Here is an 11,486-nt window from a genome sequence, read left to right on the forward strand (position 1 = left end):
CCGCATCACTGCGGCGCCGGCTCCTTCCAGCCGCCGCCGAGCACGCGGTACAAGGTCACGAGGTTCTGCACCTGGGCCGCCTGCACCTGCACGACCGCCTGCTGCGCGGCGAACAGCGAGCGCTGCGCGTCCAGCACTTCGAGGTAGCTCGCTGCGCCGTTGCGATAGCGCAGGTCGGAGAGCCGGAAGCGAATATCCTCGGCATGGGCCTGCGCCAGTTGCGCGCGCAGTTGCTCGCCGAACGTCGCGCGGCCGGCGAGCGCGTCCGAGACCTCGCGGAATGCGCTCTGGATCGCCCGTTCGTACTGCGCGACCGCGATCTCGCGGTTCGCCTTCGCGACCTCGAGATTCGCCTGGTTGCGCCCGGCGTCGAAGAGCGGCTGCAGCAACTGGCCGGTGCCGGTGAAGGCGAACGAGCCGCTCCTGAACAGGCCCGACAGCTCGGTGCTCGCGGTGCCGAAATTGCCGGTCAGCGAAATGCGCGGGAAGAACGCCGCGCGCGCCGCGCCGATGTTGGCGTTGGCCGAGATCAACTGCTGCTCGGCCGCGCGGATGTCGGGCCGGCGCTCGAGCAGATCCGACGGCAGCCCGGCCGGCAGATCGGTCGAGAGCTGCTGCGCGTTCAGCGCGAGCGGCGCCGGCAGATCGGCCGGCAACGGCTGGCCGGCGAGCAGCACCAGCGCGTCTTCGTCGAGCGCACGCTGGCGCAGCGCCTGCGCCAGGCTCGCGCGCGCCGATTCGAGCAGCGACTCGGCCTGGCGATAGTCGAGCTCGGACGCGGCGCCGTAGTCGAACTTCAGCTTCGTGAGCTTCAGCGAATCCTCGCGCGTGGCGAGAGTCTGGCGCGTCACGCGCAGCAGCTCGTCGTCGGCGAGCTGGCTCAGGTAGGTGTTCGCGAGGGTCGAGATCAGGCTGATCTGCACGGTCTTCCTCGCCTCGTCGGTCGCGAGGTATTGCGCGAGCGCGGCCTGGCTCAGGCTGCGCACGCGGCCGAACAGATCGAGCTCGTAGCTGGCGAGCGCGAGACCGACCGAATAGGTGTTGACGAGCTTGCCGGTGCTGCCCGGCTGGCGCTGCACTGCCGCCCCGGCGCCGACCGAAGGCAGCTCGTCGGCCCGGCGCACCTGATAGGCGGCGCGCGCCTGCTCGATGTTCAGCACCGCGATGCGCAGGTCGCGGTTGTTTTGCAGCGCGACCTCGATCAGGCGCCGCAGGCGCGGGTCGGCGAAGAAGCGCTGCCATTCGATGTCGGCGGCGACCGGCACGCCGGCCACGCTCGCCGGCGTCGTCTCCTGCGGGTAGTTCGCCGCGACCGGCGCGGCCGGCCGCTCGTAGTGCGGAATCAGGTTCGCACAGCCGCCGAGGCACAGCGCCGCGGCGATCGCGGCCGCGACGCGGAGGCGCTCACTCATGGCCGGCCTCCGTCGCCGCAGCGGGAGGGGGCGGTGCGTTGCCCAGCGCGTGCGCATAGAGCGCCTGCTGCCGGTCGCTGCCCTTGAAGATGCGGCGCACGACGACGAAGAACACCGGGACGAAGAACACCGCGAGCACGGTCGCCGAGATCATCCCGAACATCACGCCGGTGCCGATCGCGCGCTGGCTCGCCGAGCCCGCGCCGCTCGAGATCGCGAGCGGCAGCACGCCGAGGATGAACGCGATCGACGTCATCAGGATCGGCCGGATAGAGTTGAGTTGGACACGAGGCTCCTATGCGCCTATTGGAAATTCAAGATGGGATGGCTGGACGCCTACGTTCAAGCACCCCGGCGCATCGCGGTAGACCACGTGGGAGACGATCGGATCGAATCCCTTCCGGAAGTGCTGCGTCGACTTTGACGACCACCAGGCGCTTCGCAGCCAGGTCGACTCCCATTCCGGTGAAGCATTCGGGCGAGAACACTTGCTGCCGAATTTCTCACTTCATCTTCGCCGCGAGTAACTTTCCGGCTTTATCGACTTCGGCACTTTTCCTATGTTTCAGCCAAGTTTGAAGCCGGTCGAGATACAGATAGATCACAGGAGTTGTGTAGAGCGTGAGCAATTGACTGAGCGCCAGCCCCCCGATCATCGCGTAGCCGAGCGGCTGACGTAGTTCCGAGCCGGTGCCGTTGCCGAGCGCGAGCGGAACGCCTGCAAGCAAAGCCGCCCCCGTCGTCATCAGGATAGGGCGGAAGCGCAAGAGGCACGCCTCGCGAATGGCCTGAACCGGCGGAAGGTGACGGTCACGCTCAGCAATAATGGCAAAGTCGACCAACATGATGCCGTTCTTCTTGACGATACCGATCAATAGGATAATTGCGATGATGCCTATCACTGACAGATCTATGTGCCCCACCCACAATGCAAGTAACGCACCAACACCAGCCGATGGTAATGTCGAAAGAATCGTCAGCGGGTGAATGAAGCTCTCGTACAGCACACCGAGGATGATATAGACGACTACGAGCGCAGCGATGATCAGCACAGGCATACTCGACAACGATGTCTGGAACGCTTGCGCATTGCCCTGGAACGCGCCAGTCACTGTGCCAGGCAGGTTGATCTCCTGTGCCGCTTGGCTGATTGCGTTGACAGCCTGGCCAAGCGCGACACCCGGTCGGAGATTGAACGACAAGGTAACCGCGGGGAACTGGCCCTGATGTGTCACCGACAGCGACCCGACCTTGGCCGTATCAACTCTCACGAGCGCGGAAAGCGGCACCGTAGCGCCCGTCAGCGGTGATTTCACATAGATGCGGTCGAGCGATGCAAGCGTGCGCTGCAGTGCCGGGGTGATTTCAAGAACTATCGGGTATGTATTGAGCTGGGTGAAGTACTGCGTGATCTGCCGCTGGCCGTAGGCATCGTTTAACGTGTCGTCGATCGTCTGCGGTGAAATACCAAAGCGCGAGGCCTGGTCTCGGTTGATGTCGACCGTGAGAAGCGGCGCGTCGGCGAGAAGGTCTGTGGCTACGTCCGCGAGCTGGGGCAGCGTGCGCATTTTCTGAAGCATCTTCTGTGACCATGTGGTCAACTCGCCGATATCGGCACTCTGCAACGTATATTGAAAACTGCCGCGCGAAGACCGGCCGCCGACGGTGATGTCCTGTGTTGCCGACAGGGAGAGATTGACGCCCTGGACCTTTGCGATCTCCGGTCTCAACCGGTCGATAATCTGGGAAGCCGTGAGCGTGCGCTCGTCGCGCGGCTTAAGAACGATATAAAACCGAGCGGTATTCGCTGTCTGTGCGAAACCGTTGCCGCCGGTGCTGCCCGTCCATGAGGCAACGCCCTCGACGCCGGGATCCTTGAGGATGACCTCTCCGAGCACACGTTCGAGACGCTTCATCTCCTCGGGCGAGACTTCCTGTGCCGCCTCCGCCAGGCCGCCGATCAGGCTGGTGTCCTGAATCGGAAAAAAACCTTTGGGAATCTGGATGGCCATAACCACAGCCAGCACAACCGTAGCGAAGAAAACACAGAGGGTGACCACCTGATGGCGCAGCACGATGTCGAGCGTGTGCCGATAGCCGGACTGCATGGTGTCGAAGCAAGTTTCGAGGGCGCGATAGAGGCGGCCATGATCCTCTGGTGCCTCCCGCCGCATGAAGCGCGAGCACAGCATCGGGGCGAGCGTGAGCGATACCAACGCCGAGACCGCAATAGCCGCGGTCACGGTTAGAGCGAACTCTCGAAACAATCGGCCGACAATCCCACCCATAAGCAAGAGCGGGATGAAAACGGCAATCAGCGACACGCTGATCGAAAGCACGGTAAAGGCGATCTCTCGAGAGCCGTTAAGCGCGGCTTCAAAGGGCGGCGCGCCGCTTTCGATATGACGATAGATGTTCTCGACGACCACGATAGCGTCGTCGACCACGAAGCCGACGGCTATGGTCAGCGCCATCAATGATAAATTGTCGAGACTGAAGTTGAGCACATACATGGCCGCGAACGATCCGAGCAGCGCGAGCACGATCGTGAAGCCCGGAATCAGCGTCGCCCACAAATTGCGTAGGAATAGCAGGACCACCATCACGACGAGGCCGACAGTCAGGCCAAGCGTAAACTCGACATCGCGCACCGAAGCGCGGATGGTGGTCGTTCGGTCGAGAACAGTATGGATTGTGATCGCTGGCGGAATATCGGCCGCGAGACGTGGCAGTTGGGCCTTGATCCGGTCTACGGTGTCGATGACATTGGCGCCGGGCTGCTTATAGACGGTAAGAAGGATCGCGGGTTTATTGTTGTCATAGGCGGCCGCAGTTCGATCGGATGCTGCCGAAACCGCCTCGCCGACGTCGCGCACCCTGACCGGGGCGCCATTGCGGTAGGCGAGCACGACGTCATCGAATTGTTTTGCCTCGGTGATCTGGTCGTTGGCTGCGATCGTGAAGCTCATTTTGCCCGTATCGAGCGTGCCTTTGGCGGCATCGGTCGTGGCGTTGGCGAGGACGGGCCGTATGTCCTCAAGGGTCAACCCGCGCGAAGCGAGCTTTGCCGGATCGACTTGAACACGGATCGCTGGCTTCTGCTCACCGCCGAGCGACACCTGGGCGACACCCGGTACTTGCGAGATCTTTTGGGCGAGATAATTGTCGGCATATTCGTTGACGCTGGTGAGCGGGATTGTATCGGAGCTCGCCGAGAGGACGAGGATGGGGGCGTCGGCCGGGTTCAGCTTCTTGTAGGTCGGCGGCGTCGTCATCGATCGCGGCAACCTGTTGCTTGCGGCGTTGATCGCCGCCTGCACGTCCTGCGCCGCCGAGTCGATATTGCGATCAAGATCGAACTGGATTGTGATCGAGGTCGCGCCCAGCGCGCTGAGCGACGTCATCTGGGTAACGCCCGCGATCTGCCCGAGCTGGCGCTCGAGCGGCGCCGCAACCGATGAGGCCATCGTGTCGGCGCTCGCTCCGGCAAGCGTTGCGGTGACTTGAACAGTCGGGAAATCGACCTGCGGCAGGGGGGCGACCGGCAGGAGCGGGAACGCGGCAATGCCCAGGAGCGCCAAAGCCGCCATCAGCAGTGCCGTTGCGACCGGTCGTGCGATGAATGGCGCGGAGAGATTCACCTGGCGCCCTCGGACGTTGGCGACGGGGGTGACGTGACTCTTACCTGTACCCGTGCATCGCGCTTCAGCTTGAATTGTCCGTCCGTCACGACGTGTTCGCCGTCGCTAAGGCCCGAGGTGACCACCGTCAGATCGCCAGTCGTCGGCCCGACCTTGATCGGCCGGGGTTCAGCCGTGTCTTTCGGCGTTACGATCCACGCGAACAAGCCCTGCGGACCCCGTTGGACCGCGGCCGATGGAATGACGAGAACATTGCCGAGCGTCTTGAGTGATAAGCGGGCGTTGACGAATTCGCCCGGCCACAGCCTTTCGTCGTCATTGGGGAAGATGGCCTTCAGACGCATGGTGTCGGTAGCGGGATCGATTGCATCGTCGATGAGGAGGAGTTTTCCTGCGCCCAGTTCCTGGCGGTTGTTTTGGTCGAAAGCCGTCACCACGACGGGACCATGGGCTAAAGCGCTGCGCACATCATCGAGGAACCGCGCCGGCAGTGTGAACAGCACGGCGGACGGGCGGATCCGCATCAGGATGACGATCGGTTGTGCGTCGGACACATGCACCACGTTTCCAGGATCGATCGAGCGAATGCCAATTCGCCCGTCGCTTGGCGCCCTGATCGAGGTGTAGTCGAGTTGTGTCTGTGCTGTGTCGATGGCAGCTTCATCGGCGGCAATGGACGCCTTCAGTTGATCGACCGTCGCCTGCTGGTGATCGACCGTCTGCCGGGCTATGGCATCAGTCAGTGCCAACGTCTTGTACCGCGTAAGATCTTTCTCGGCGGAAACGAGCAACGCAGCATCCTGGGCTTTTTTTCCCCGGGCCTGATCAAGCGCGGCCTTGAACAAGCGCGGATCTATCTTGGCCAGCACGTCGCCCTTCTTTACATCCTGCCCTTCGGTGAACAGCACCTCCTGCAGTGTGCCATCGACCTGGGGACGAATACCGACAGTCAATGAAGCCTGCACGGCGCCAAGACCGGTCAGACTGATGGGCACGTTCTGTCGAGTTGCGACGGAAATACTCACAGGTACAGATGGGCGCGTGGTCGGCGGACTCTTGGTGGGTGCCGACAAAAGCCAGTGGGTCGCAATGCCAACTACAATAAGTGCAACACTCGCAGAAATCAGAAAAATAGCGCGCCGGCGCCTGACTGCGTCGTGCTCAGTGTCGTTGACCGAAATTCCGTTGGATTGTCCAGACTCCAGCGAATCGTGATCTTTTTGATCGCTCAAGCTCTCCGGAGACCTCACTTCTTCAGCGGTTCCGGAATAGAACGCCCCTTGCCCTTCTCTGCTACGATGAACTCCAAGAAGCGGAGATGATCCGTGGTGCTCGGGTTCCAGTGGGAATGGATCGTGCCGGCGGGAACAAACAAACTCTCTCCAGCATGCAGCGTTACCGGTGGCTTCCCATCTTCCTGCCAAACGCCCGTACCTGACACGACATAAAACGTGATCGCCGCCGGATGGAGGTGTCGCGGGTTGATCCCGCCCGGAGCGTATTCCGTCTCGTAGACTGCGACCTCCAAATTATTCGTGCCGGGTAATACGGTCTTCAGCAGCGGCGCATGCGGTATCACGCCATGCTTTTCTTGGCTTACAGCCGGACCTGCTTGAAGCATGCACAGGACTCCTACCGCCGCGATACCGATCTTCATGAGATTCGATCTCTTTGTCATTTGACGTTCCCAGGACGCTGAGTCAATTGTTCGACCGTCCGCTCACCCCGCTATTGGAGTTTGGATCAGAGCAAGCTTACGCATAGAAATTCTCCGTCTTGCCGAGTAAGATATCGCTGAAGAGCCTGCGTAGCAAACGCAAAATCTTCATGGTTACCCCAACTTTTCTTTTGGGTGCGCGAATGACTCGACAAATGCCCTCCTTGAACGGATTGCGGGCCTTCGAAGCGACTGGACGGCATGGCAGCTTCAAGGCGGCCGCAGAGGAGTTGAATGTCACTCAAACGGCGGTGAGCCACATGGTGCGGCTGTTGGAGGAAGCACTCGGGTTCGCGCTCTTCCGCCGTCACGCCAATAGGCTCGAGCTCACGGATCAGGGCCGGGCATTCCAGCCCGGTCTCACCGACGCCTTCGACGCGATCGCTCGGCTCTCCGAGCAAGTGGTCGCTATGCAGGCAGGTCCGGTGCTCACCGTTGGGGTCGCACCGACACTCGCTTTGCATTGGCTGATCCCGCGCTTGACCAGCTTCAATCGCAACCACCCCGACGTCGAGGTACGGGTTGCTACCGGCGGTGCAATGCTTCCGCTGCGTGACGATTGGACTTGTACTGTGCGTCGCGGCATGGGCAGTTGGCCCGGCTATACCGCCGAGGAGCTGTTTCCGTCGACACTCGTAGCAGTCTGCACGCCCGCAATAGCGGCAAGCCTGCTTCATCCACGCGATCTCCGCGCGGCAACTCTGATCGTCGTCTCCCACTTGCGCGAACAATGGACTTGGTTGTTCGAAGCGATAGGTCTGAGCGCGCCGATACAGCCGGCTAATCACGTCTCGTTTGAGAGTTCTGTGATGGCGATTCAAGCTGCCCTCGATGGAGTGGGAGTCGCTGTCGCGCAACTCCCCTATGTCAGTGAGGCGCTTGTAGCGGGCCGCCTCGTCACCCTATTTCCGATCGTTGATCGGAAATACGAAGGCTGGTATCTGGCCTACCGGCCGATACGCGAGAAGGACCCGGCGCTATTGGCCTTTCGCAATTGGCTGCATGGCGAAGCTGAGTTGCAACGCCAGGTGCATAAGAGGCTGGGGTTGGCGCAATCGCTTTCAGCGTCGACCATCGATTTGAAGGGTGGGCTCAAGACCGAAGCGCAACACCGGGCTCCATGAAATAGAAGGCACAACTTCAACTTCACTTCAGTTCGGCAGATTGACGAGAGTTGGCGATGCGGCTATCCACCTCAGCTCAACCGCGCCATTCGTCCCCCCGCCGTCGGTCCAAAGCCTCTCGTCCCGGGGATTGCACGGGGGCAACCTAGCCGCGTCGTTTGGCCGGCGAACGTCTTCTGGGCGATGTGAACTCCCATAGCGGACCGTCGCGAAGGGCGGCTCATGGCCGGCAGCAGCCCGTCGTTGCCTGATGGATCCAACCCCTCCGCTGCTATAGTGCAGTCGGCTTCTGACGTTCAGTGCAGCCGTCTTCTGAAAACGACAGCATATAAGTTGCGCTTTCGGAAATGAGCCAGTCGGTTTAGCATGGGCGCGTTTGAGTATGCCCAAAGGAACCGACATGAAGCAGAAGGCCACGGCCGCGCCGATGGTGGCGCGGGTGTATCTGCGCGTCAGCACCGACGCGCAGGACTTGGAACGCCAGGAAGGAATCATCACGGCCGCGAAGGCCGCCGGTTACTACGTCGCCGGCATCTACCGCGAGAAGGCCAGCGGCGCACGCGCCGACCGGCCCGAGCTGCTGCGGATGATTGCCGACCTACAGCCCGGCGAGGTGGTCATTGCCGAGAAGATCGACCGCATCAGCCGCTTGCCGCTGCCCGAGGCCGAGCGCCTGATTGCGTCAATACAGGCCAAGGGCGCACGCCTGGCCGTCCCTGGCGTAGTCGATCTATCCGACCTGGCCGCCGAGGCCGAGGGCGTCGCCAAGATCGTGCTGGAAGCCGTGCAGGCCATGCTTTTGCGCCTGGCCTTGCAGATGGCCCGCGACGACTACGAGGACAGGCGCGAACGCCAGCGCCAGGGCATCGAGCTGGCGAAAGACGCCGGCAAGTATCGCGGCCGACGCGCCGACCCGAAGCGCCGCGCCCAGGTCATCGCCCTGCGCCGCTCCGGCCACAGCATCACCAGGACGGCCGAGCTGGCCGGGTGCAGCCCGTCCCAGGTGAAACGGATATGGGCGGCCGAAGTGAGCCAGGCCGAGGCCGCCCGCATGGGCGCTTTCCGCGAGGACGCATTGACCGAGGCCGACGCGCTGGCGGCCGCCAACCAGGAGGGCATGAAGGCATGAGAAACGGACACCATCCCCTGCCCCCGCTTCGGCCGGAGCTGCAAGCCGCCCATGACGAGATGGACGCCAAGGGGGATTACTTCGCCTATGCCGTGTGCCGCACCCATGACGGCCAGGCGTGGGAAGTGACGACCAGGCAGGGCGGCATGTATGGCGCGCTCGATGGCCGCTACCTCGACCACGACGAGGCGATGGCCGCCGGCGCGGCCTGGCTGCTGGAACAGCTCGACCGCGAGCCGACCGACGATGAGGCAGCCTATCGGGCGCTATGGGAAAGCATGGGGAAATGATGGAAAACACCTTTACTCATTCGCTCATTGTGTTATGATGCAATGAGTAAATTATCATTTGCATGACCACCAGGAGAGCGCATGAAAGTCATTGCCGTGCTGAACCAGAAGGGCGGTTCAGGAAAGACCACCATCGCCACGCACCTAGCCCGCGCCCTGCAACTCGACGGCGCGGACGTGTTGCTTGTCGATTCCGACCCCCAGGGCAGCGCCCGCGATTGGGCCGCCGTGCGGGAAGATCAACCGCTAACCGTGGTCGGCATCGACCGACCAACCATTGACCGGGACGTGAAGAACGTGGCCCGCAAAGTGGATTTCGTCGTGATCGACGGAGCGCCCCAGGCGGCCGACCTGGCCGTGTCGGCCATCAAGGCGGCCGACTTCGTGCTGATTCCGGTGCAGCCATCGCCCTACGACATTTGGGCCACGGCCGACCTTGTGGAGCTGGTCAAGCAGCGTATCGAAGTCACGGACGGGAAGCTGCAAGCGGCTTTCGTGGTATCCAGGGCGATCAAGGGCACCCGCATTGGCGGCGAGGTTGCCGACGCGCTGGCCGGCTACGCACTGCCCATTCTTGATGCCCGCATCACGCAGCGCGTGAGCTATCCCGGCACCGCCGCCGCTGGCACGACCGTTCTTGAATCCGAGCCGGACGGCGATGCAGCGGCCGAGGTTCGCGCCCTGGCCGCCGAGATCAAACAGAAACTCAATTGAGCTTTTGAGGAAATGAAAAAATGAGCAAGCCCACAACCGCACTCACCGCCGGCCGCCCGAGCGCACGCACCGACAAGGCAAGGGCCGCGACCCTTGCCAGCCTGGCCGACGACGCCGGCGGCATGAAGCGCGTCAATTTCGAGCTACCCGCCGAACAGCACGCAAAGCTGAAAATCTACGCCACGAAGCAGGGCAAGAGCATCAAAGATGTGCTGTCCGAGTATGTCGCCAGTCTGCCGGATTGACGCTCAAAAGCATATTTACTCATTTGAATTTTAGCGGCTAAAGGGGCGGCACCATGACCAAGAAGCGAGACGGACAGGAGGCGCAGCAGATCGGCGACATTTTGGGCGGCCTGATCGTGAAGGCGCAGGCCAAGGCAGGGGACAAGACCAGGAAGCCCCGCGCCGGGGCCAAGATCACCCCGGCCGGCATCATCCTGACCGAGCAAGACCAGAAGTTGATCGAGGCCGGCGCAGAGATCGCCACCAACCCGCCGAGCGGCGAGGACATGGCTTTCACCCATGCCGTGCTGTGCCAGGTCGGTTTGCCTCGCTCGAAGGTCGATGGACGCGAGTTCATGCGGCAGTCCGGCGCGGCCTGGGTCAATGTGCAGGCCGGCTATCTGGACGAGGGCAGGGGGCCGGTGCTGCAACCTATCCCCTATGGCGTCATGCCACGCCTGGCCCTTGCTTGGGTGTCCAGCTACGCCAAGCGCGACAACACGCGGGAAATCCCCATCGGTGACAGCGCGGCCGAGTTCTTGCGGCTCATGGGCATGGATGACCAGGGAGCGCGTTACACCACCTTGCGCCGTCAAATGCACGCCCTGGCCGCTTGCCGCCTGCAACTTGGATTCAAGGGGCGCACCTACAACGGCCAACCCGTCGAACAGTTCGATGCCTGGCTGGCGAATGGCGACGCGCAGCAGAAATCGCTTTGGCCCGGCACGATGGTTCTATCAGAGGGCTATTTCAACTCGCTGATGGATAGCGCCGTACCGCTGGACAATCGCGCCCTGATGGCCCTGAAAGGTTCCGCGCTTGCGCTGGACGTTTACACCTGGCTGGCTCACCGACTGCACCGCATCGAGGGCAGGGGCGTAACGCTGCACTGGAAGTCCCTGCGGGAGCAGTTCGCCCAGGAATACACCGGGAAGGATGCAGACAAGGACTTCAAGAAGAAGTTTGTGCCGGCACTCAAGAAGGTGCTGACCGTCTATCCGCAAGCGAAGGTGAAGCCCGTCACTGGTGGCCTGCTGTTGCTTGGCTCCCCGCCGCCCATTGCCCCTAAGAACGGCGGGAAGTTTAGCTAAACTCCGATAGATCAGACCCCCCCACACGCAGCACACTGGCCGCCCGATCAAGGCGGCCGCGTCGTTTCTGGCCGATGCCCCCTCCTGGCGGCCAATCTTGGGGATAAACCCTGTGGATAGCCGCACTTATCCACGATAGATCAG

10 protein-coding genes and 1 pseudogene are annotated in these 11,486 nt (G+C 62.3%); 6 read left to right on the plus strand and 5 right to left on the minus strand.

The window, feature by feature from the left end; all coding sequences use genetic code 11:
• Positions 1–5: 5 nt before the first annotated feature.
• The 5 genes and pseudogenes from DFR37_RS21550 to DFR37_RS21570 all read right to left on the minus strand — a co-directional run bounded on the left by DFR37_RS21550 (position 6) and on the right by DFR37_RS21570 (position 6,710).
• The gene (locus DFR37_RS21550; RefSeq protein WP_113935225.1) at positions 6–1,412 is read right to left on the minus strand and encodes an efflux transporter outer membrane subunit; all 1,407 of its coding nucleotides are present in this window, start codon (positions 1,410–1,412) and stop codon (positions 6–8) included.
• Positions 1,405–1,680: pseudogene (locus DFR37_RS21555) on the minus strand (efflux RND transporter permease subunit); the annotation flags it as partial. The pseudogene DFR37_RS21555 and the gene DFR37_RS21550, both read right to left, overlap by 8 nt.
• Before the next feature lie 235 nt (positions 1,681–1,915).
• The gene (locus DFR37_RS21560; RefSeq protein ID WP_113935226.1) at positions 1,916–5,053 is read right to left on the minus strand and encodes an efflux RND transporter permease subunit; all 3,138 of its coding nucleotides are present in this window, start codon (positions 5,051–5,053) and stop codon (positions 1,916–1,918) included.
• Positions 5,050–6,285 (minus strand): efflux RND transporter periplasmic adaptor subunit, encoded by a 1,236-nt coding sequence (locus tag DFR37_RS21565; protein ID WP_170139982.1) that lies wholly within the window; start codon positions 6,283–6,285, stop codon positions 5,050–5,052. The genes DFR37_RS21560 and DFR37_RS21565 overlap by 4 nt, the downstream gene beginning before the upstream one ends.
• Positions 6,286–6,299: 14 nt before the next feature.
• A complete protein-coding gene (locus tag DFR37_RS21570; protein ID WP_242341940.1) occupies positions 6,300–6,710 on the minus strand; it encodes a cupin domain-containing protein in 411 nt (136 codons plus the stop codon).
• A gap of 170 nt (positions 6,711–6,880) precedes the next feature.
• On the opposite strand from DFR37_RS21570, the gene DFR37_RS21575 reads away from it, so the two are divergent.
• The 6 genes from DFR37_RS21575 to DFR37_RS21605 all read left to right on the plus strand — a co-directional run bounded on the left by DFR37_RS21575 (position 6,881) and on the right by DFR37_RS21605 (position 11,342).
• Positions 6,881–7,894 carry a LysR substrate-binding domain-containing protein gene (locus DFR37_RS21575; protein WP_242341939.1) on the plus strand — a complete coding sequence of 338 codons (1,014 nt, stop codon included), beginning with the start codon at positions 6,881–6,883 and terminating at the stop codon, positions 7,892–7,894.
• Positions 7,895–8,294: 400 nt separating this feature from the next.
• Positions 8,295–9,023 carry a recombinase family protein gene (locus DFR37_RS21585; protein WP_113935230.1) on the plus strand — a complete coding sequence of 243 codons (729 nt, stop codon included), beginning with the start codon at positions 8,295–8,297 and terminating at the stop codon, positions 9,021–9,023.
• Positions 9,020–9,313: a hypothetical protein gene (locus DFR37_RS21590; protein WP_170139983.1), complete on the plus strand. Its 294-nt coding sequence runs from the start codon at positions 9,020–9,022 to the stop codon at positions 9,311–9,313. Before DFR37_RS21585 ends, DFR37_RS21590 begins: the two co-directional genes overlap by 4 nt.
• A gap of 81 nt (positions 9,314–9,394) precedes the next feature.
• A complete protein-coding gene (gene parA, locus DFR37_RS21595) occupies positions 9,395–10,027 on the plus strand; it encodes a ParA family partition ATPase (RefSeq protein ID WP_034008291.1) in 633 nt (210 codons plus the stop codon).
• Between the two features lie 20 nt (positions 10,028–10,047).
• Positions 10,048–10,272, plus strand: coding sequence for a plasmid partition protein ParG (locus DFR37_RS21600; protein WP_003159117.1), 225 nt, complete (start codon positions 10,048–10,050; stop codon positions 10,270–10,272).
• A gap of 53 nt (positions 10,273–10,325) precedes the next feature.
• Entirely contained in the window at positions 10,326–11,342 is a 1,017-nt protein-coding gene (locus DFR37_RS21605; protein WP_104874791.1) for a replication protein RepA, read from the plus strand.
• Positions 11,343–11,486: the final 144 nt, after the last annotated feature.

This window comes from Eoetvoesiella caeni (assembly GCF_003315175.1).
Taxonomy (GTDB): domain Bacteria; phylum Pseudomonadota; class Gammaproteobacteria; order Burkholderiales; family Burkholderiaceae_B; genus Eoetvoesia; species Eoetvoesia caeni.